This window comes from Pseudomonas sp. UMAB-08 (assembly GCF_900095225.1).
In the GTDB taxonomy this organism is placed as follows: domain Bacteria; phylum Pseudomonadota; class Gammaproteobacteria; order Pseudomonadales; family Pseudomonadaceae; genus Aquipseudomonas.
Genome location: NZ_LT607420.1, coordinates 103,261 through 124,821, shown reverse-complemented (window position 1 = coordinate 124,821; position 21,561 = coordinate 103,261). Strand labels below are relative to the sequence as shown.

At 57.9% G+C, this 21,561-nt stretch carries 13 protein-coding genes; 9 read left to right on the top strand and 4 right to left on the bottom strand.

The window, feature by feature from the left end:
• The first annotated feature begins 2 nt into the window (after window positions 1–2).
• The 6 genes from K0F75_RS13930 (at window position 3) to K0F75_RS13905 (ending at window position 7,986) form a co-directional block, all read left to right on the top strand.
• The gene (locus tag K0F75_RS13930) at window positions 3–404 is read left to right on the top strand and encodes an acetone carboxylase subunit gamma (protein WP_257604373.1); all 402 of its coding nucleotides are present in this window, start codon (window positions 3–5) and stop codon (window positions 402–404) included.
• A gap of 40 nt (window positions 405–444) precedes the next feature.
• Complete coding sequence (locus K0F75_RS13925; RefSeq protein ID WP_219062453.1) at window positions 445–2,592, top strand: hydantoinase/oxoprolinase family protein; 2,148 nt, start codon at window positions 445–447, stop codon at window positions 2,590–2,592.
• Window positions 2,593–2,638: 46 nt separating this feature from the next.
• Window positions 2,639–4,915: a hydantoinase B/oxoprolinase family protein gene (locus K0F75_RS13920; protein WP_219062452.1), complete on the top strand. Its 2,277-nt coding sequence runs from the start codon at window positions 2,639–2,641 to the stop codon at window positions 4,913–4,915.
• On the top strand, window positions 4,912–5,784 hold the full coding sequence (locus tag K0F75_RS13915) for a hypothetical protein (protein WP_219062451.1): 873 nt from the start codon (window positions 4,912–4,914) through the stop codon (window positions 5,782–5,784). Before K0F75_RS13920 ends, K0F75_RS13915 begins: the two co-directional genes overlap by 4 nt.
• 108 nt (window positions 5,785–5,892) lie before the next feature.
• Window positions 5,893–7,176, top strand: coding sequence for a GTP-binding protein (locus K0F75_RS13910; RefSeq protein ID WP_219062450.1), 1,284 nt, complete (start codon window positions 5,893–5,895; stop codon window positions 7,174–7,176).
• Window positions 7,177–7,290: 114 nt separating this feature from the next.
• The gene (locus tag K0F75_RS13905) at window positions 7,291–7,986 is read left to right on the top strand and encodes a hypothetical protein (protein ID WP_219062449.1); all 696 of its coding nucleotides are present in this window, start codon (window positions 7,291–7,293) and stop codon (window positions 7,984–7,986) included.
• A 38-nt stretch (window positions 7,987–8,024) separates the two neighbouring features.
• Here K0F75_RS13905 and azu read toward each other — a convergent pair whose 3' ends face one another.
• Complete coding sequence (gene azu / locus K0F75_RS13900; RefSeq protein ID WP_219062448.1) at window positions 8,025–8,471, bottom strand: azurin; 447 nt, start codon at window positions 8,469–8,471, stop codon at window positions 8,025–8,027.
• Between the two features lie 359 nt (window positions 8,472–8,830).
• Between azu and K0F75_RS13895 the strand changes: the two genes are divergently transcribed.
• Both K0F75_RS13895 and K0F75_RS13890 read left to right on the top strand, forming a co-directional pair.
• Window positions 8,831–9,418, top strand: coding sequence for a TIGR00730 family Rossman fold protein (locus K0F75_RS13895; protein ID WP_219062447.1), 588 nt, complete (start codon window positions 8,831–8,833; stop codon window positions 9,416–9,418).
• Between the two features lie 108 nt (window positions 9,419–9,526).
• A complete protein-coding gene (locus K0F75_RS13890; protein WP_219062446.1) occupies window positions 9,527–9,712 on the top strand; it encodes a hypothetical protein in 186 nt (61 codons plus the stop codon).
• Window positions 9,713–9,810: 98 nt separating this feature from the next.
• On the opposite strand, the gene K0F75_RS13885 is transcribed toward K0F75_RS13890, so the two are convergent.
• The 3 genes from K0F75_RS13885 to K0F75_RS13875 form a co-directional block, all read right to left on the bottom strand.
• The gene (locus tag K0F75_RS13885; RefSeq protein ID WP_219062445.1) at window positions 9,811–10,713 is read right to left on the bottom strand and encodes a transglutaminase family protein; all 903 of its coding nucleotides are present in this window, start codon (window positions 10,711–10,713) and stop codon (window positions 9,811–9,813) included.
• Window positions 10,713–13,208 (bottom strand): circularly permuted type 2 ATP-grasp protein, encoded by a 2,496-nt coding sequence (locus K0F75_RS13880; RefSeq protein WP_219062444.1) that lies wholly within the window; start codon window positions 13,206–13,208, stop codon window positions 10,713–10,715. The genes K0F75_RS13885 and K0F75_RS13880 overlap by 1 nt, the downstream gene beginning before the upstream one ends.
• A 92-nt stretch (window positions 13,209–13,300) precedes the next feature.
• Entirely contained in the window at window positions 13,301–16,591 is a 3,291-nt protein-coding gene (locus K0F75_RS13875; protein WP_219062443.1) for a DUF2126 domain-containing protein, read from the bottom strand.
• 343 nt (window positions 16,592–16,934) lie between these two features.
• Here K0F75_RS13875 and K0F75_RS13870 point away from each other — a divergent pair, with 343 nt between their 5' ends.
• Window positions 16,935–21,548 carry a hypothetical protein gene (locus tag K0F75_RS13870; protein WP_219062442.1) on the top strand — a complete coding sequence of 1,538 codons (4,614 nt, stop codon included), beginning with the start codon at window positions 16,935–16,937 and terminating at the stop codon, window positions 21,546–21,548.
• Window positions 21,549–21,561: the final 13 nt, after the last annotated feature.

Sequence of the window (21,561 nt, the reverse complement as noted above, 5' to 3'; positions counted from 1 at the left end):
CCATGAAAGTACAGATGACTGAATACCTGCGTCTGGACCTGGACGCCGAGCTATGGGAATGCCGTGTTTGCGACCACATCATCGGCACCGCTCACACCGGATACAAGGAGGGCATGCTGGTGTATGACCGCGATCCAAGGGACATCCATCCGCCCATCCTCGCGCCGGAAAAATACCGCTACACCTTCAGCCCGGACCCGGAGTGGGTGCGCATCCTGGAGTATTACTGCCCGAAATGTGGCACCCAGGTTGAAACCGAATACGTCCCGCCTGGCCACCCTCCCCTGCATGACATGCAGCCTGATCTACCGGCCTTGCGCGCGCAGTGGGCGGGCCGTACCGAAGTCACCGAGGTTGCAGCTGGACCTGCTGTAACCCTCAGCTCAGACGACCACAAACACTAAACAATTCACTTCCACTCACTACAAGAACAAGGGAAATGATATGAGACGCGTTTCTGTCGATATCGGTGGAACATTCACGGATTGCTTCGTGGTCTGGGATGGCAAATACATCGAAACCAAGGCTCTGACAACCCATCACAACCTGGCACTGGGCTTCAATCAGGCGCTGGGTAAAGGCTGCAAGATATTGGACCTGGAGTTGGCCGACGTCCTCTCCAGCGTGGACTCGGTTCGCTATGCGACCACACTGGGCACCAACGCATTGATCGAGCACAAGGGGCCCAAGATCGGCATGCTGGTCACCTGTGGCTACGAGGCAACCGTCCCTCTGAGCCGTGGTCGCGGGTACGGCGAAGGCCTGGATATCCTGGGCCAGACCGACATACCCAACGCCAGCCGACCGAACCCGCTGGTGCTTCCCAGCATGATTCGAGGCGTGCGCGAGCGTCTGGATTTCGAGGGCAACCTCGTCATGGCCCTTGATGAAGACAACGTTCGTTTGCAGATTCGCGAACTGGTGAATCGCGGCGCCCAGATCATTGTCGTCTCGCTGATCAATTCTGTGGTCAACCCGGAACACGAGCAACGCATCGAAGAGATCTTGCAGGAGGAATATCCCTCTCACCTGCTGGGCGCTATTCCCATCATCCTGTCGCACCAGGTATCGGGCCGTAAGGGCGAATATGTACGTTCTGCATCGGCGGTCATCGACGGGTATCTTCACTCCACCATGTACCACGCGCTGTCGACGCTGGAACAGAATCTGCGCACACACCATTACGAACAGCCAATGCTGGTTATTCATAACTCAGGCGGCATGGCCCAGCTCAACTCCACCGATGCACTGCAAACCATTCACTCCGGCCCTGTATCGGGCATCGCTGCCTCCGAGCATCTGGCCATGCAGGCCGATCTCGGAAACGTTGTCGCCACCGACATGGGAGGCACCAGCTATGACATCGGCATCGTGGTAGAAGGCGGCGTCAAACACTATGACTTCAACCCGGTCATCGACCGCTGGATGGTGTCCGTGCCGATGGTGCACCTGGTGACGCTCGGGGCGGGCGGCGGTTCAGTGGCCAGCTATGACCGCATGTACAACACGGTCAAATGCGGGCCCGAGTCAGCCGGTTCAGACCCAGGCCCTGCCTGTTACGATCGTGGCGGCTTGAAGCCCACGGTGACCGATGCCGACTTGGTGCTGGGCTACCTCAACGCAGAGAACTATGCAGGAGGCTCCATCCCCCTGAATACGCGCCGCGCCGTCACCGCGATCGAAGACGCCATCTGTGAAGAGTTGGAGTGCGAAGTGATCGAGGCAGCGTTGCTCATCCGCGAGAAAGTGGATGACAACATGGCCAACGGTCTATTCACCGAGTTACGCGCCCGAGGTTACGACCCGAAAGATTTCACCATGTTGGCCTATGGGGGCAACGGGCCGCTGCACTGCTGCAGCATCGCGCAGAACCTTAACATCGACAAAATTCTCGCGCCGCCTTTCAGTTCGGTGTTCTCGGCCGTGGGCGCGGGCAATATTCACCAACTGCACATCCACGAAAAATCGCTGTACATGGTGCTGTACGACTCCAATTCCCGTCACCTGTTCAACGACTACGACCGCTTCAACGATATCGTGTCCGAACTCAAAGAGAGAGGCACTCAGGACCTGCTGCGCCAAGGCATTGCCCGCCAGGACATCCGTCATAACCTGGAACTGGACATGCGCTACGGCAACCAGCTAGTCCAGACAACGGCGGTCATTCCTCAGCACACCGTCCATGGCCCCGCCGATATCCTGGCGTTGATAGAACAGTTTGCCAGCGACTATGGCAGCCGTTTCGGGGAAGGATCACAGGCCCCGGAAGCCGGCATACGCATCAACACTATTCGCGTGGCCGCGTTTGTACACCATGAAACCGTGCAATTCGGCAACATCAAGCCCGTGCCTGTAGAGCAACGCAAAAAACCCCCTGCACCTTCCTCCACTCGCAAATGCTACTTCGCGGGCCACAAGGAGGCCTTCGACACCCCGGTATGGAATCGTTCAGACATTGATCCTGGGGTGCAAATACGTGGCCCGGCCATTGTGGCTTCTGAGGTCACCACCTTCCTGGTCAACCCGGGCTGGAACTTCGTCGCCGCACTGCAAAACGCCTCTTGGTTTCTTCGCGATCAACTCACGCATTGATGCATTGATCAGCTGAAACTTTATGAACTCGAGAAAGGATCTAGACATGAACGATCTTGCTATCAACGTCCCTAGCCTGACACCCAGTGCAGCAGATGCGGCGCTCATCAAGAAATTCCTTGAAGACACGACGCTATTCCTCGCCCCTGACCCGGAAATCATGAACAACCATGATTTGATGCCTCGCTCGGAACAAGAGGACATCAGCATCCGTAAAGACTGCGATGCCCACACCATCGCCAAGATTCGTGACCGACTCCAGTCCGGTTGTGATGAAGGCTACGAGATGGTCGAACAGATGGGTGCCGCCCCCGGTGCTAAATGGGGTGACGTCATCACCGGCGTCTACTCGGCATCCGGGGATCTGGCCATCGCCAGCGCCGGCGGTGTGCTGCTGTTTTCAGCGCTGGTACACCACCCCATCAAGTTCATTATCAAGAACTGGATCAACGAACCCACGGTGGGCGTACGCGAGGGCGATGGTTTTATTCACAACGATTCGCGCTATGGCAACGTGCATAACACCGACCAGAGCATGATTCTGCCGATCTTCCATGAAGGCAAGCTGGTGTGCTGGGTGGCCGCCACGGTTCATGAAGGGGAAAACGGTGCTATCGAACCCGGCGGCATGCCGTCCATGGCAGAAAGCCCGAGTGACGAAGGGCTGAAAATGAGCCCGTTCAAGGTAGTTGAAAACTACCAGATAAAACGCGACTTGCTGACCTTCCTGCAAAACTCGGTACGCGAACCCAAGCTCCAGTATGAGGACATGAAGGTCAAACTCTACGGTTGCCTGCGCATCAAGCAGCGTATCGAAGACGTGCTCAAGACTGACGGCCCGGATGCACTGATCGCGACCCTGCGCCTGACCATGGAAAACGTGCGCACCGAAGTCAAACGCCGCATCAGCGAATGGCCGGACATGACCGTGCGGACCTACATCATTCAAGACTCCACGTTGCGCGAAAACTGCATCGCTAAAATCAACTGCCAACTGACCAAGAAGGGCGACCGACTGATCTTCGACTTCCGGGGTTCGGCGCCGGAGTTTACCAACCGCCCCACCAACACGGTTCTGGCCGGGCTCAAGGGCATGCTCTCGCAATTGGTCATGTGCTACATATGGCCCGACCTGCCGCGTGGACAAGCGGCCTTTGCACCTATCGAGGTCATCACCGACCCCTACTCCATTCTCAACTCGTCTTACAACGCGCCCAACTCGCAGAGCCTGATGTCCATCTTCACCGGGTTCACAGCGGGCCAGCATGCCGTCGCCAAATTCCTCTATAGCTGCCCGGAGAAGTACACCAAGGTCCATGCCCCGAGCTTCAACATGATCAACACCTTTATCTGGGGTGGCGTCAGCCAACATGGCGAAACACTCGGCAACCTGTGTGCCGATCTCAATGGCATGGGCGGCGGAGCACGCGTGGACATGGATGGCGAGCCAGGCTTGCAACCTATCTTTGCCACGATGGCCGACGTCGGCGAGCAAGAGCTCAACGAAGAGGACGTGCCGTTCCTGCAACTGGTCTCCAAGAAAATGACCCGCGATGCCATCGCGCCGGGCAAATACCGTGGTGGCCAGGGCTATACCATGATCGTGGCCACCAAGGACAGTGAAGAGTGGGGCTTCATGACCACCGCCCAGGGCGCCAAGGTTCCGCCGCTCCAAGGACTCTTCGGCGGGTATGCCTGCGGCACCTATCCGCTCTCCAAAGTCAAAGGCGTGGACGTTTACGATGTTCTGCTCAATGAGCCGGAAAAGTTCAAGCACTCCATCGAGGAAATCATGAACGAGCAATCCTTCGAGGGGGCCGATTACACCACGCACCACATGGGCATGGGCTTTGAAATATCCAACCGGGGCGAACTGTTCATGATTGCCCAAGGGGCTGGCGCAGGCTACGGCGACCTGCTGGAACGGGACCCCGCATTGATCGTTAAAGACCTGGAAGAAGACCTGATCTCACATGGCGTGGCCGAACGTTTGTACAAGGTCAAGATTGCGCCCGATACGCTGATTGTCGACCAGAAGGCCACCCAGGTGCTGCGCGATAACGAACGCAAGGACCGGCTCTCCCGAGGTATTCCCTATGCGGAGTTCATCAAGACCTGGAACAAACCCAAACCACCGGCTCACCTGCCCTACTTTGGCTGCTGGGGAGACGATGCAGACATACTCTACATGGGCACCCCGGAAAAAACCCGCCAGGCCAACGAGCCCATGCCCAACTACATGCGCAATCCCAAAGATGTACGTATCGAAGAACTGGAGGCGCGGCTTTCAGCGGTCGGGGCGTCGATGGATGAAAAAAGATGAGCACGCCATTTGCCGAGCAGTTGCCCAAGCCGGCAGGCAACGGGGCCATACGCTTATGGCTTAAATCATCCGCCTATACACGGAGGCTGCTTCAAGGCTCTGCGGAGGCCGATGTCTGGACCCATGCGGCGAGTTTTCTCGCCTGGTTTTCCCAGTCGCACGGGCTGCTCAAACCGGAGGTGGCGATCCTTGAAGTCGGCGAGCTTTTTGACGCCTGGATCGCCCGCAACGGTGGGCTGGAAAGCCGCCTGGGCAAGCGCCGTCGGCCCACCGCAGCGTTACGCGCCCTGTTGGCAGAAGAGGAGCCCAAAGCCTTGCTCGCCGAAGTGATCGATGCGGTCGACGCCCACCTGCGTGGGCGAGTGCCGCTCGTGCTGGCGATGCCTTCGCCACGGCATTGGCTGCGCCATGCCAACCGCCTGGCCAATCAACCGGACGAAGCGCCCGATGCCAACACCGTAGAGGATGCCAGCATCTATCTGGCCGACCTGCTGCGCGCCGTCTCCACCAAGCCGGTGAGCGGTGTGCTACTCGAGGAAGCCGCAGGCGATACAACCTTCAGCGCCGCCGACCTGGAGCGCTACAGCTCTGTCGTCAACGTTGCACGGCATTATCGCTGGTCGCTCGCCCTGCGCTTGCCTCCGGGCACGCCCATGCCCGGCAGCGGGCTGGAGGACTTCGACGCGGTGATTGCGCAGGGCGTGCGTGACACTGCCGCGTCGTCCAAAGGACGGGACATCAGCGCCGAGTTTACTCACAGCCCTCCCCACCCGCTGGCCGACGGTGAGTTTTACTTTGCATCGGTCGATCCCGGGCTGCATCCCGAGTCAGTACTGGAGACCCTGGAGTTGTTGCGCAAGCGGGCCTGAGTGGCATCGATACAGCGTGTCCCCACGAGCCCGGCCGGTGTCGGGTCCGTGGGGACACGCCCTTAATAACAACAATCGTATCATCGGCTTTTGGAGACTATTCCAATCATGAAGACCTCTACGCCTGCTCTTTCTCTTGTCACCGCCCCCCCTAAAAAAGAAGCAATAGACCGTATTCCTGTCACCGTGCTGACCGGTTTCCTCGGCTCGGGCAAAACCACACTGCTCAACCACTGGGCGAGTCAGCCCGGCATGTCGGGCGTTGCGCTGCTGGTCAATGAGTTCGGCGACGTCGGCATTGATCATCACTTGGTGGATCATGTCAGTGAGCAGATCGTGCTTCTGGATTCAGGCTGCCTGTGCTGCCGTACCCAAGGAGACCTGGTTGGCGCCCTAAAATCCTTGTCCGAACGTAGCGCGCGTCAGGACATTGCGCCCATCACTCGCGTCATCATCGAAACCACTGGTCTGGCCGACCCGGTGCCGATTATTTACACCTTGATGGAGGATGCTTTCGTCAAAGCCCGTTATCTGTGCGATGGCGTCGTCACGACTGTTTCTGCGATGCATGGGCATGAACAAATGCAACACTACTCAGAAACCACACGGCAAATTGTGGCGGCAGATCGTCTCTTGATCACCAAGTGCGACCTCGCAGGAACCCAGGCAGTGGAAGCGCTGCAAGCAAGCCTCTCACGACTCAACGCACACGCAGCTCAAACGCTGGTGCGCAGGGGGCAGGCGCCTCTGGACGTATTAGCGGGCAACGGCTTATATGGGCGTTCGCACCTTCAGAACGTCAGCCTGCCGAACTGGATGGGAACAACCCACATCCCGCTTGTGGCAGACCTCGATTTGACGCCTGTCAGTCACGATAACGATCAAGACCAAAGCAGCGTCCAGCGTCTTCGTCCGCTCCCACTCACTCCGCATCACACCGACGAGACTCACAGTTTTGTCGTGCGATTTACCCGGGAAGTCCCCTGGTTCGGGTTCTCTCTGGTGATGGGCCACATACTGCGCAAGTACGGCAAACACTTGTTGCGCGTCAAAGGCTTGATGCTGGCTGCAGATGACTCGCGCCCACTGGTCGTGCAGTGTGTGCAAGACGTTGCGTATCCGCCCGTACGTCTGCCGGCCTGGCCAAAGGAAGGCGCGTTTGCTGATGGCTGTAGCCGGCTGGTATTCATCACCCGCGGTTTGCCAAAGGATCACATTGAATCCCTGTGCAACGACTTGTCCAACTTGCCGGGAGATCGGCCCGCGCTAAGACAAAGTGCGGCGGATTTAACCCTGCCGACACGCTGCTGGTTTTCCCAGCGAGTCCCCGTCATGAACAACCAGAAGCTACAGCACGGTGGATGGTTCGTTCAGTCAACACAACTGAAGTAACCCGAGGGATTTTCAAGCGGAAGTAGGAAACTTCCTGATTTCCGCTAAGCCATTGAACCTGTGCGGCACCCGAGGCAACCTGTTGTCAGACGTTTCGCGCAAGGATTCAGATGAATGCTCAGAGCCTACAAGGCTTATCACCTTCAACACCTGTCGATGATTCAGCGCGCCTGGTTTCTTCCCCTGTTCGCTGGCCTCGGCGTTGTCAGTTGGATCGCAATCGCCACCTGCGAGTCCCCCGCCAACGACAGCGGTTTTCGCAGCAGCACCCACTTTATGTTGATTGGCGAAATGCCCGCGAACACCGCCCTGCGGGGAACGGCCCAATACGATCCGATGCCGGGCCAGCGCGGCTGCCCTTATCACCACCCACAGCTACACCTGGACACCCGCCCAAGCGATTTACCGCAGACATTCAGCTTTGAAGTCCCGCTGGCGTGGCACCTTCCAGACTGCACGCTGCTGTTGAGCGAAGTGGATTTCGTCACGGAGGGATTTTATGGGGCCGGGCACGCGCAACGCAGCAGCACGACCAGCGGCGCAATCGCAGTGCGTGATGCGCTGCAAAAAGGTGTACCGGGGTTCCCCGAATCAGGGGAAAAGGAATATCGCGGCGTATGCAGTTGGCAGACGTATGCCCAGACGGATAGGCAAAACCTGCAATCGCTCATGACCTGTCATGCCGCGAACCGGCAGTGGACACTGATCGGCGATCAGCGCAGGCCACGTCGCCCGGGAGGCGCGGTGAGCCGTAATGAGTTGGCGGGAAAAACCATCCGCATGACGTTCAGGATGGTTGAAGCGTCATAGCCCGACGCGGGGCCGAGCCATGACACTGTGCGCACGCGTTATTTCAGGACGATAGCGCCTTTCATCATGCTGATGTGGCCTGGGAACGTGCAGAAAAACGCGTATTTCTCAGCAGCATCAAGCTTCGAAACATCGAACGTCACCGAGTCTTTTTCGCCAGCACCAATGACTTTGGTGTGTGCAATGACACGGGCATCGCCTTCTTTCAGGTAGTTTTTGTCGACACCGGCACCGATACCGTCGGTAGCGACGGGCTGCGCATCAGCTTCTTTGGCCAACACCCAGTTATGACCCATGACATTTTTTGGCAGGCTGCCGGAGTGAGTCAGGTTCACGGTGAAGGTCTTGCAGCTTTTATCGACAGTGATTTCTTTAGTGCTGTAGGTCATCTGATCCGTGGAATCAATGTCGACCTTGCACTCTGCCGCCAACAAATGGCCACTGGCCAACGTCAGCAGGGATACAGCGACAAGTTTACGAAGCATGGTGAATCTCCAAGGCAGGGTAATTTTTTGAAAAAACTGTCTGTTGGAAGACTGCCTGATCTGCGGTCAAGTTCCAATGACCTGCGTCAACGCAACGCATGTCACTGTCTACAGCTATCGACGTCATCGAAACAATCAACCAGCCAAGCGAGTTGCGACGCCCTAACATGGGGCCATCATCACTCACTTGAGCGTACATCATGCACCTCAACGGACTGTTTCGCAGCTTGTTTGCCGCTTATGCGTGCGGCGCCAGCGGTACCTATGAACACCATTACGATTAACCCGGGCGCGACTGGCGCTTGGACTGGAGTGCCCGACCCCTTACTCTGTGGGCGTCGATGACCATGGAGCAGGCAATGTCTTTAACATCCGTATGTATATTTTGCGGTGCCAGCACCGGCGCCAACCCGGTGTACCGTGAGGCGGCGATTGCCTTGGGCCGTACCTTGGCTGAACGCAAGTTGACCCTGATCTATGGCGGCGGTGCCGTCGGCCTGATGGGTATCGTGGCCGATGCCGCATTGGCGGCGGGCGGCGAAGTGATCGGGATCATTCCCGAAAGCCTGCAAAATGCGGAAATCGGCCACAAAGGTCTGACCCGACTGGAAGTCGTCGACGGCATGCACGCCCGCAAAGCGCGCATGGCGGAACTGAGCGACGCCTTTATCGCCTTGCCGGGTGGTCTGGGGACGCTGGAAGAAATGTTCGAAGTCTGGACCTGGGGCCAGTTGGGCTATCACGCCAAACCGCTGGGGCTGATGGACGTGAACGGTTTCTACAGCAAACTGACCGACTTTCTCGACCACGTGGTCAGCGAAGGTTTCGTCCGCGAGCAGCACCGCGGCATGCTCCAGGTCAGCGAGTCGCCGAGCGAACTGCTAGAGGCCCTGGAGGCCTGGAAACCCTTGGCAGCCCCGAAGTGGGCAGACCAAAAGCCGACCTGACCCGCCGGTCAAATGCCTCGCAGAGACCGTTGAGCACACAACGCCGTGTGCACGACCCGGTTCTCAGGCAGAATAGAGGCATTTCCCGCCTTATACAGAGGACCGCCCATGGCTAAACCTAACTATTCCTTCGCCAAACGTCAGAGAGATCTGGCAAAAGAGCAGAAGAAAGAGGAAAAGCTGCAGAAAAAGAATGCTGCCTTGACTGAAACCGGCGCAGAAGGCGAAACCGTTGAAGGCCAAGAGCCTGCCGACGACGCTGAGGCGACTCCAGAGCAAACGCCTGCTAGCTGAAACCGCGGGGCTTCGCCAATCGACGAAGCCCGTACGCCACGTCTGTCGTTTATGCGGCAGACCATGGCACCTCCCCCTTCAGAATGTATTCACCAAGATCAATCGGCCTCGGCGCTGACCGGCATCACCGTCACCCGAACCTCCGGGTCATGACTGCCTCCCCCCAGAATCACCCCACGCAACGGCGATACATCGGAGAAATCCCGGCCCCAGGCCAGGCTGATGTGCTCCAACGCTGGCTGCACATTGTTGGTCGGATCAAAATCGACCCAACCCAACACCGGACAAAATACCGAAATCCAGGCATGCGACGCATCTGCGCCAATCATGCGTGGCTGGCCGGGCGGTGGCTGGGTGAGCAGATAACCGCTGACATAGCGTGCCGCAAGGCCACGCGAACGCAGGCAGGCGAGCATCAAGTGGGCAAAGTCCTGACACACCCCGCGTCGATTTTCCAACACCTCGACCAGCGGCGTTGCCACCTGAGTGGCTTCACCGTCGAAGGTGAACTCACTGAAAATCTTCTCCATCAACGCCTGTACGCACAGCAATAGCGGCTGATCGTGCGGAAAACAGCTTTCGGAGAAGTCGACGAAGGTTTGTTTCAAATGCACATACGGGGACTCGAAGCGGAACCGACACGCTTCGAGAATCGCTGGCGACATCGGCCGCCCGCTGTAGGTCAAGGCGCTGCGCGTGGCATCCCAATCGGCGGACAGGCTAAAGTCCAGCGACGGCCGAGCCAACACTTCGACCCGCAGTCGTGCGTTGACCTGCAACTCATCATGCGGCCTTTCGAACGCCAGGCGCGTGAGCGGATTGCCAAATACATCCAGCTCATCCCGTCGGCTGGTGGGCGTCGGGTTGATCAACAATTGCTGCTCGATACAACGCTGCCAAGCACAAGGCCGTGGCCACAAATGCGCCAATTGCTGCGCCAGAGACACCGGGCTGTCGTATTCGTAATGAGTGTCGTGAAAAATCTGGTAATGAGCACTCATCAGACGGACACCGTGCGCTGGCTGACATCATCGACGTGGGCAAAATGGCGCAAGGCCAATCGGTCCGACACTTGGCCGCTGGCCTCGCCGATGCTCTGCAGCAAATCGGCCAAGCCATCGAGTACAGCGCGCACGCTGCCTTGGCCGAACAACGAGTTCTCCAGGCTGCCGAGGTCGAAGGCCGACAGGCGCCTGATCAATAACGGCAAGCTGGTATCACGAGGCGCGCCGAAGTCTTCGTTCAGACGGACCAGCGAACTCGACACCAGCTTCAACTGGAACAACACCGCGTGCGGGTTTTGCTCATCGAGCAACAGCAAGTCGAGCACCGGGATCAATTGCGGCACGGCCAGGTAGCGCGAGCGGTAGGTGATGCTGCTATTGCCCAGCTCCAACAGCCACTCCAGGCCCGCGTCATCGTTTACCGCGGCATCGCGCAGGAACGCCGCCAGGCTGGTACTGAGAAACCGTAGCCGCTCGATACGCCGACCGATCATCAAAAAGCGCCAGCCTTCATCGCGGGTCATGTCGTCCAGGGCAAAGCCGGACAAGGCTGCCAGCGACATCACCAGACGGTTGAGGAAGTCCAGCAGTTCACCAAAGTCGGGATCGTCTGTTTCCAGGCTCATGGTTTCGCGCTGCAGTTCAACCAGCGCTTGCCAGTTTTCTCGCGACAGCTTGCCGCGCACTTGTGATGCCGCCCACTGCAGGCGTTGCAGGTTGGCCCGCAGGCTGAATACGCCGTCTTCGCCCAACAGTCCGGCGAGCAAGCGCTCGTGCAGTTCGCCCCCCTCTTCCTCGTCTGGCAGCAAGTGCAGGCTCTCGCCCAGCTTCACCGCTGCTTGCAGGGCCAAAGGGTCGTCGCCATCGACATAACGCGCCAGCATGATCCGCAACAACCGTGCGCTGTCATCGCAACGCTCGCAGTAGCGGCCGAACCAGAACAAATTCTCTACCACCCGCGATGGCAGATAAGGGTCACGTCGAATCAAGTCACGCACACCCAGGGCACGCTGACCTTTCCACGGTTCGACACCATAGACACGCTCACCCAAGACCCAGGTGTCCTTGCTCGCTCCGCCGCGCTGCATCGACACCACGTCGGCATCGGCCTCGGCAGCGACCCGGGTCAATCCACCCGGCAACACCCGATAACCGTCAGCGCTGGCGACGGCATACACCCGCATGCCAATCGCCCGAGGTTGCAACTGATCGCCATCGGTTTGCCACACAGGTGCATGGGACAGCTGCGCCAGCTCCTGCGCAACATACGCGTAAGGCCGGGCCTGCATCCGCTCCGCCAATGCCTGACGCTGCTCGGCATTCAAATCGCGGCCAAACACCGGCGTGAAACTTTGTGACGGGAACGCCGGCTTGATCAGCAGTTCGGGAAGTTTTTCCAGCGCCTGGGCCAGCACCGGAGGTTCGCCGCACCACCATGTCGCCACGGACGGAAGGATTAATTCTTCACCAAACAGGTGCTGATTGATTTTCGGCAGAAAGCCCAGCAAACCGGGCGATTCCAGAACGCCGCTGCCCAAGGCATTGGCGACCAGTACCCGTCCCTGGCGCACCGCTTCGAGCAAGCCTGGAACACCCAGCGCTGAGTCGGTGCGCAATTCCAGTGGATCGCAGAAGTCATCGTCGAGCCGACGCATGATCGCGTGAACCCGACGCAGGCCGCTGAGCGTTTTCAGATAAACCGTGGCGTCGCGCACCGTCAGATCGCCGCCTTCGACCAGTGGATAACCCAGTTGGCGAGCGAGATAAAGGTGTTCGAAGTAGCTTTCGTTGAAGCGGCCGGGGGTCAACAGGACCACCAGTGGCGCTTCGTTGTCGCTGGGCGCCTGGCGCACCAGCGTCTCTTGCAAGGCGCGGAAAAAGCCCGACAAATGCTGCACCTGCAAGTCGCGGTACATGTCCGGGAACGCGCGCGAAACGATTTGCCGGTTTTCCAGCGCAAAACCGGCGCCCGAAGGCGCCTGGGTACGGTCGGCGGTGACCCACCAGCGGCCATCGGGAGTGCGCGCCAGATCCACAGCGTACATGTGCAGGAACGTGCCTTCGGGCGGTTTCACGCCCTGACACGGCCACAGAAAATTGTTATGCCCGAACACCAGTTCCGCCGGCAGCAAGCCGTCGGCGATCAACTGCTGAGGGCCGTACAGGTCGGCCAGTACTGCATTGAGCAAGCGCGCTCGCTGAGCGATGCCTGCGGCGACGTGCTGCCATTCCTGAGCCGGTATCAGGTGGGGCAGTAGATCGAGCTCCCAAGGCCGGTCTGCGCCTTTTGGATCGGCATAGACGTTGTAGGTCACCCCGTTTTCCTGAATCTGCCGAGTCAGCAACGCCTGACGCTGCATCAACTGCGCGGGCGTGCTGCGTTGCAGATGCTCATACAGGCGCTGCCAATGCGGACGAACAGCGCCGCTGGCATCGAGCATCTCGTGATAAGTACCCGCGGTCAGCGGATAACGGTCAAGCAGGTCAGGCATGAAAGTCTCGGCAGACAACACATCGAATGAGTACAGAAAAATGTCACACGCGCAGGCAAACCCGGCGCGTGACATCTCCCTCAATGGGCTTGCTAGTGGCGGCGCATATCCAGGGTCATCGGCAGTTCATCATTAATGCTCAACAACGGCACTTGCAGCTTGCCGGGGCTATGGCCGATGCGGAAGAAACGCGACAGACGACGGCTTTCTGCCTCATTGGCATTCACCGGCAACGTCTCGTAATTGCGCCCCCCAGGATGCGCGACATGATACTCGCAACCCCCCAGCGAGCGCTGCATCCACGTGTCGAGCAGGTCGAACACCAACGGCGCATGCACCGGGATGGTCGGCTGCAAACAATTGGAGGGCTGCCACGCGCGATAACGCACGCCCGCAACGAACTCGCCAACTCGTCCTGTCGGCTGCAGCGGCACCGCGATGCCATTGCAAGTCAGCATGTAACGCTGCGGCGGCAAGCCATTGATCTTGACCTGCAAGCGCTCCAGCGACGAGTCGACATAACGCACCGCGCCTCCCGCAGCCCCTTCTTCACCCAGCACATGCCAGGGTTCCAGTGCCTGACGCACTTCCAGTTCGATGCCGCTGACCGCGTAGTCGCCGACTTTCGGGAAACGGAACTCCAGATGCGCGGCAAACCATTCGGCACGCAACGGATAACCCGCGGCATTCAGCTCGACGATGACATCGGCAAAATCCTGCTCGATAAAGTGCGGGAGCATGAAGCGGTCGTGCAGTTCGGTGCCCCAACGCGCCAACTTGGCGGGTGCATAAGGCTCACGCCAGAAACGCGCAACCAGCGCCCGCAGCAATAGCTGTTGGGCCAGGCTCATGCGGGCGTGAGGCGGCATTTCAAAGGCGCGCAGCTCCAGCAGGCCCAAACGCCCCGTCGCACCGTCAGGTGAGTAGAGTTTGTCGACACAGAACTCGGCGCGGTGCGTGTTGCCGGTGACATCGATCAACAGGTTTCGCAGCAGCCGGTCCACCAGCCACGGCGCACACTCTTCGCCCGGTTCCGGCATTTGCGCGAAGGCAATCTCCAGTTCGTACAGCGAATCGTTGCGCGCCTCATCGACACGCGGCGCTTGCGAGGTCGGCCCGATAAACAAGCCGGAAAACAGGTACGACAAGGACGGATGGTTGTGCCAATAGCTGAGCAGGCTGCGCAGCAAATCCGGACGCCGTAGAAAGGGTGAGTCCGCCGGGGTCGCGCCACCGAGGACAAAATGGTTGCCACCGCCGGTACCGGTGTGGCGACCATCGATCATGAATTTCTCGGTGGTCAGGCGTGTCAGTCGCGCCTGCTCATAGAGAAACTCGGTGCGCTCAACCAACTCATCCCAACTGGCAGAAGGCTGCACATTGACTTCGATGACGCCCGGATCAGGGGTGATCCGGAAGTTCGACAACCGTGGATCGCTGGGCGGCTCATACCCTTCGAGCAATACCGGGCAGTGCAGTTCCTCGGCAGTGGCTTCGATCGCGGCGACCAGTTCGAGGTAATCCTCGAGTTTCTCCAGCGGCGGCATGAACAGGTACAACCGCCCTTCCCGCGCTTCGGCGCACAATGCGGTACGGGTCAGCCAGTCGGCCGACTCATCGATCTTGGGCTCGCGCTCGGCGTCGGGGTTTGCGTGCTCGGTCAAGCCACTGAGCTGCGTCTGTAACTGCTCGCTGGCAGGCAGTTCGGCAAACGCCTGATTGTGGTCAGTAGGATGAATGAACGGGTATTCCGCCGCCTTGACCCACGGTTGCGACGCCAGCGGCAGCCGATAACCGAGTGCCGAATCCCCCGGCACCAGCCGGCAATGATTGTCGCGCAAAAACCAGCGACCGCTCTGCCACAGATCCCCTGCCGCATTGCGCGCCAGAGGCAGGACTTGGCCGATGACCTTGTCCAGCCCTTGGGCGAACACTTTGCGCAGGCGATCACGCTCTAGCGTGTCAGCCAGACGCGAATCCTCGGCCTCGACGTTCAGCGGCAGCGCACCTTCGCGCCACAGGTAATAGAAATTATCTTCATAGGCCGGGAATACAAAGCGCGCAGGCAGTTTCAAGCGCTCAGCCACGCTGGCAAGGAAACGTCCGGCCAACGTGCCATCGGCGCCGTAGTCTTCGGTTTCATCTGCGACCAAGGCGTTGTTACGCCATACCGGCTGCCCATCGCGACGCCAGAAACAGTTCAGCGACCAGCGCGGCAATTGCTCGCCGGGGTACCACTTGCCCTGCCCAAAGTGCACGAGGCCCTTTGGTGCGTAATGCTTGCGCATGCGCTGGAACAACTCGGCGGACAACCGACGCTTTTCCGGGCCGAGGGCGGCGGTGTTCCACTCATCGCCATCGCGGTCATCAATCGATACAAACGTCGGCTCGCCACCCATGGTCAAGCGCACGTCATCACGGGTCAGGTCACTGTCGATCTTGTGCCCAAGGGCCTGGATCGCCAGCCACTGTTCTTCGCTGTAGGGCTTGGTGACGCGAGGCGCTTCCCAGATGCGTTCGACCGACATTTCATGGCTGAACTCGGTCTCACAGGGCTCGACCAGGCCACTGATCGGCGCCGCAGAAGACGGCTCCGGGCTGCACGCCAATGGAATATGGCCTTCGCCCGCGAACAAACCGGACGTTGCATCAAGTCCGACCCAGCCAGCACCGGGCAGATACACCTCGCACCACGCGTGCAAATCGGTGAAATCGACATCAGTGCCGGACGGCCCGTCGAGTGCTTCGACATCCGCCTTGAGCTGGATCAGGTACCCCGACACGAAGCGCGCAGCCATGCCCAAGTGACGCAGCAACTGCACCAGTAACCAGGCCGAATCGCGGCATGAGCCGGATGCGTTTTCCAGAGTGAATTCCGGCGTCTGCACGCCAGGTTCCATCCGAATCAGGTAATCGATGTCCTGACTCAAGCGTTGGTTCAGCGCCACCAGAAAATCAATGGCAGGCAATGGCGTGAGATCGATGCTCGCCAGATAAGCCGAGAACTTCGGGGTCAGCGGCAGTTTTTCAAGGTACGGCGCCAGCTCCCGCTGCTCGTCGCTGGCGTAGGTAAAGGGGATTTTTTCCGCGTACGGCTCAAGAAAGAAGTCGAACGGGTTGAACACCGCCATCTCGGCGACCAGATCAACCTCGACGCGCAATTCGTTGGTCTTTTCGGGGAAGACCAGGCGGGCCAGATAGTTACCTTGTGGGTCCTGCTGCCAGTTGACGAAGTGCTGCTCAGGCAGGACTTTCAAGGCATAGGACAAAATCCGCGTACGGCTATGCGCCGCCGGACGGAGTCGAACGATCTGTGGACCCAACTCGACCGCGCGGTCGTAGCGGTAATGCGTGACATGGTGCAAGGCGATATGAATCGACACGGCGTGCCTCCTGCGAGCCTGGACGGTAATGGAACCGCGCAAGACTTATGCCATCCGGGCAAATACGGCGGTTCCTCGGTACAGCAGCAGCGCTGGGCACCATTAAAGCGCCATGTCTGACCTGCGGTGCAAGCGTTGCACAGAAACAGTGCTTGCGCCCAAAAAAACCTGCGCACTGAACGGTTTCCTTCAGAAAATCGCTATGCGGCCCTGCGCCTCGTGAATCCCACACACAATAACTATGTAAAGCAGGCTTCCTGGCGCTCCCGGCTTAGATGGCCCCCCCCCATTAATCATGGGCGGGCACGAACAAGACTTCCCCAGCATGGGCATAGATCGAGTCGTGGAAATGACATCTTTAGAGACGACCTCAATAGACATGCTCAACGCCAATATCGAAGCCTCATTAGCAGCACTGACCAAACACACACCTTTCACTCATTGGGGCCGCCCTGAATTGGGTGACTTCGCACTGTTGCTGGACGTGCTCACCGCAAAAAAAACCGCCAGCGAGTTCAACTTCGAAAAACCCCGTCTTCAACCCACTCCCGGCACGCCCTTTCACAAGGACTATGCCGCGGCAGTCGACACGTTGAATGCCTTGGCGGCCACCCGTACATTTATCGACGTCTGTGCAGCTCAAAAAATAGGGGCACTTACCGAGGTCAGTATTACCAGGACCCAGGGGCTGCGCGGATATGATGCTGAGCGGACAGATCACGATCTGACCCTGATCATCCGGGCATCGGACGAACTCAGGGACGCCCTGAAAGCACTGTTTGATACCGCAGATCAGTTGGGTGGAGCACTGTACGGCGACGGTACGGTACAGCCCTTTCAACTGCTGAAACGCTATGGTTTGACGCCGCCAACAAATCAGGTAGAGAGTCGGGTTTGCATTGACGCGCTGCAAGCCGCCCAAGAAGCAGTACTTCGAATCATCACCCGTGAAACGGTAGATATCGGCGAGAACATCGACGGCACCGACGGCGCACTCGTCATCGAGACGCTCAAGCACTTCATGTCAGGCAGTGCTACGCCTTGGGTGGATCAACTCGGCGGGACCTTTCTGCGGTCGGCGCTGATCGCCGACATTCGCGCCTATCCGATGACCACGTTTGCAAAGATCGTGGAGTCAGCGGAAGGACAACGCCTTGCCAATAGCCTGCTAGCTGCCCTGGGTTGGTATGGAGCCCGCGCGCACCAGAAGACATCACCGGCCATCGTTGCAAAACTGGTACGTCACGCGCTCGCGCAGGCGTTGGACCCGGCTTCAAACCTGCTGGGCTATGACTTCGAACATCCAGACAACGCGGGGAAAAGTTATGGCACCCTGCGTGACGACATTGAGAAGCACTACCAGCAGCGTGGCATAGCGGCCTATGACAAAACGGCAGTGCTGGTCAGTTTTTTGCTGAGAGCGCATTACCCGGTCGACTTCCAGATTGAAGGTTCGCCCCCCGAGCTTGGATACCGATGGAGTTCGGCGTGGGTGCATTTTCAACACGGCATCAACCTTGCCCACGCCATTGAGCCCGGCTTGGCGCTGACGATGAGTTACCAACAGCTCTCAACCTATGCATCGACCTTGCTCGGTACTGCGACACCCGAACAAGAACTACTGATTTCGGCAACACTTACACCGCCAGTCTTACAGTGGGCCAGTGCGCACACAGTGATCCAGCCAACGGAAGGCGGAGGCTATTCAACGGAACAGCGCAACACAGCAATGGCGCAGTTTACCGACCACGAAGAAACGCTAGAGAACGCCATACAACAGCTTAAACAACCTGCCCCCCAACGCCTGGACATGACACGAAAAACACTGACCAAATGGAACTTGCCTCCAGAGACTGAATTCATCAGTTTTCCGGAGACGAACCTGGACATGACCCTCCAGGCCAACAGACGCCGCTATTCAATCGACTACAGAAACTTGCCTAACGGCCCCGCGAGTTATTCGGCTCTGGACCTGCTGGCCTCTGGCCAATTAAAGGGTGATAACCCTGCGTGGATCCCGCCCTATAACTATAACAATGCAACCGGCGTTTTCCTTCCGCCGCTCGCAAGATACAAAGGTCTCCCTGACATACCCACCGCATTTGAGGCCGACTTCGGGGCATGGCTGAAAAGCACAAAGGCTGCCTATGAACACATCATCGTGGCGCTCATCAGCGATCTTCCCAGGCAAGAACGCGACGCCATTGAACACGGACACGTTCAGTTATACGGGTTGCGTAAACCTACGGCCAACATTGCGCTGGACGATGATGAGCGCAATTTCCAGGCACTGATGGCGCGGTATGGATTCATCATCCACGCCACCCATGAAGGCCGAGAAAACGTTCATGAAGTGTTGCCTTATGCAGGGTTTATCCGTCGCAGGGATGACCTCGTTCTTGCACCAATATCCAATGCAATCAAGCTCCGCAACAGCGCCTATATGCGGCGCGGGACGCTGCTGCCATTCGACCTGAACGCATATGCCACAGGGGCTGCGCCGCTGTTAAACACCACCTCTACGGCGGTTGTTCACTTTCTCCAAGGGTATCTTCCTGCTCGCCACACAACAACGATGGCGGAGACCTGGCGACCGTTGCGAACGGTGCAGATAGGCCGTGACGTGGCTCAACGTTATCTTTTCGAAAGCGAAAGTAAACTCCGCGAAGCGGCCAGGGGAGTCACCTCGTTCGACAGTTCGGTCGATGCGGTGGCGTTTCTGAAAAACTACGTCATCCCTCTATGGGGTCCACTGGAAGATCTTGTTTCGGGCATCAAGTCGGGCGACCTTCGCACTATTATCATGGCCTCGATCGGACTTGCTTTTGATGTGCTTTCTCTAATAGCGCCGTTGGCAAAAATGGGTAGCCTTACGTTTCGCTTCGTGCGCAATGCCGCGACGTTTGGCCTCAGAGCCAGTCTGCCTCGCCTGGCGCCTCTTGCCGGTAACTACCTTGCCACCGCAGCGACGGCAATTAACCCGTTAGACGGCGTTTTCACGCTGTTCAAATCCGGCACACACGTCGTCCTTAAACTGAATCATGCAGGCGTGCACTTACTTCGGGTTGGCGTCAAACAGTTGAAAAACCGGCTGATGATAGTCCGTCATGGCAATAAGGGTTTACGCCTGGTCACCGACGAACAACCGGCCGCATGGATAATGTCGGATAACCGCTATCGCGTGCGAAAGGTCAATCAGCATCAAAACGTGCTGACTTATCATGACCTTCGTTCATCGGCAAAAGGTTCGACGCCTTATCTTGTCGACCCCATGACACGTCAGCCCTATGGCGCGCCATTGATGCGTATCAACGACCAAGGCAGCCTCAGTCGCCATGTGCCCACAGACATCGCACTTAATGATCAGAATGGCGGCTGGACGCTTTTGGACACGACACCGAACCTTACTAAACAGTGGACGCGATGGGGGGATGATCTCTTTCTGGAGGCCGGCGGCATTACGTATAAAATGATAACCCGCGAGAACGGGCAATCTGTATTGAGGCGGACACGGACTTTAAACAAAGCAGATGAATTGGACCCGCTCTTGAAAGTGCCTTGCCGGCTTAAAAGATCGCCCGACGACCTTGTTAAGTGTGCCCCGAATGCGTTCAGGAATGAAGGACATAGTAACGTTGACGCTGTCACGAAAAAGGGAATCGATGCCGTGCCTTGGTTTACAGACAGGCGCGTGACCACCGACGGTACGGGCACACTGGTACATCAACGCAGTGTCCATGAGATAAAAAACGGCCTGCTCATTAAAAAATCAGGAACCGCGTTACTTCTGCCTAAAAACTACAAACAGAAAATTACGGCAACCGTCACGGGGGGAAACGATATTTTCAAACAGATCGAGATCAAGGACGGTCTGGTGGAGGGTATAAAAGATACCCGTATCATTTCGGCTGTTGTTGCAAAACGAACAGTCGGCGGCGCGAAAGTAATCGTTACCCAAGCGGACGAGGGCATTTATTACTCGGGGCATTTTTTTGACGACCGGCCGCTGGCCTTAACCCGAATACAGGTGAACATTAATAACGTGGGCGCGGCAACCCGCCTCAAAGATGAACACTATCTTATCTATATTTATAATGGCTCTTACGATGCGAACAGGTACATAAAAGAACTCAGCCCCGCCGTCATCGACGCGGACCTGAACGCGATCAAACGGGACATCGTTGCGGGAAAGGAAACCTACATCAGCACATTTGTAGGGGGGCCGTTCGACATGGGCACTACGCCTGAGCAGGCGGCACTTTTTTGCAAATATACTCAAGACCGCGCGGTTGTAGCTGCTCGTGTTAACAGGCCATCATGGACGTCGCTCGACCTGAACACTCCGCTGACTGCGAGAGCGGGGATTGCCACTGAACTGAACAGGCTGCACGTGTCAGAGACAATATTTACCGCAGACAACATTACACAGCGGGCAACGACACAACGCCTGACCCCTGAAAACAAAAACTTCGCGTACGTAAAAATCAAATCAAAAGAGTCAGACCGCCAACCGACGAAAGTTTATTACAGCCTGTCTGGCTTAAAAAAGTCTCGTCTTGATTTCCCACTGACAAAACAGACCGACAAAGGCGATGGCGCCACGCTAAAAAACTGGAACATCACCAAGGACGGCATCGCGGTATCACCGGAGAAAACGCACTACATCAATGCCCAGCGAACTAAAAACCCGGTAGGCACGCGTAAAGCGGACCCTCACGAGGCCCTCTTCCTTCCCGACCTGACCGCTAACGCGTCAGGAAATCACAGGATGATGGACAGCGAGCACATGATATTGAACGCATTAAACGCCGATAAAATTGACTTCACCAAAGTGGAATCGATTGAGGTTTTTTCAACCTATCCGACCTGCCAATCCTGCACTGCGGGGCTCATGGCACTTAAATCGAAAGTGCCTGATGGGGCGTTCACGGTGTTCGAAGGAGGCCGGCTACCTTGACCGAAAACGTTAA

Excerpts from the sequence above, each read along its gene's own strand:
- K0F75_RS13930 (WP_257604373.1), top strand. The coding sequence starts at position 3 with ATGAAAGTACAGATGACTGAATACCTGCGTCTGGACCTGGACGCCGAG.
- azu (WP_219062448.1), bottom strand. The coding sequence starts at position 8,471 with ATGCTTCGTAAACTTGTCGCTGTATCCCTGCTGACGTTGGCCAGTGGC.
- K0F75_RS13880 (WP_219062444.1), bottom strand. The coding sequence starts at position 13,208 with ATGCCTGACCTGCTTGACCGTTATCCGCTGACCGCGGGTACTTATCAC.
- K0F75_RS13915 (WP_219062451.1), top strand. The coding sequence starts at position 4,912 with ATGAGCACGCCATTTGCCGAGCAGTTGCCCAAGCCGGCAGGCAACGGG.
- K0F75_RS13885 (WP_219062445.1), bottom strand. The coding sequence starts at position 10,713 with ATGAGTGCTCATTACCAGATTTTTCACGACACTCATTACGAATACGAC.
- K0F75_RS13890 (WP_219062446.1), top strand. The coding sequence starts at position 9,527 with ATGGCTAAACCTAACTATTCCTTCGCCAAACGTCAGAGAGATCTGGCA.
- K0F75_RS13920 (WP_219062452.1), top strand. The coding sequence starts at position 2,639 with ATGAACGATCTTGCTATCAACGTCCCTAGCCTGACACCCAGTGCAGCA.
- K0F75_RS13895 (WP_219062447.1), top strand. The coding sequence starts at position 8,831 with ATGTCTTTAACATCCGTATGTATATTTTGCGGTGCCAGCACCGGCGCC.
- K0F75_RS13910 (WP_219062450.1), top strand. The coding sequence starts at position 5,893 with ATGAAGACCTCTACGCCTGCTCTTTCTCTTGTCACCGCCCCCCCTAAA.
- K0F75_RS13925 (WP_219062453.1), top strand. The coding sequence starts at position 445 with ATGAGACGCGTTTCTGTCGATATCGGTGGAACATTCACGGATTGCTTC.
- K0F75_RS13905 (WP_219062449.1), top strand. The coding sequence starts at position 7,291 with ATGCTCAGAGCCTACAAGGCTTATCACCTTCAACACCTGTCGATGATT.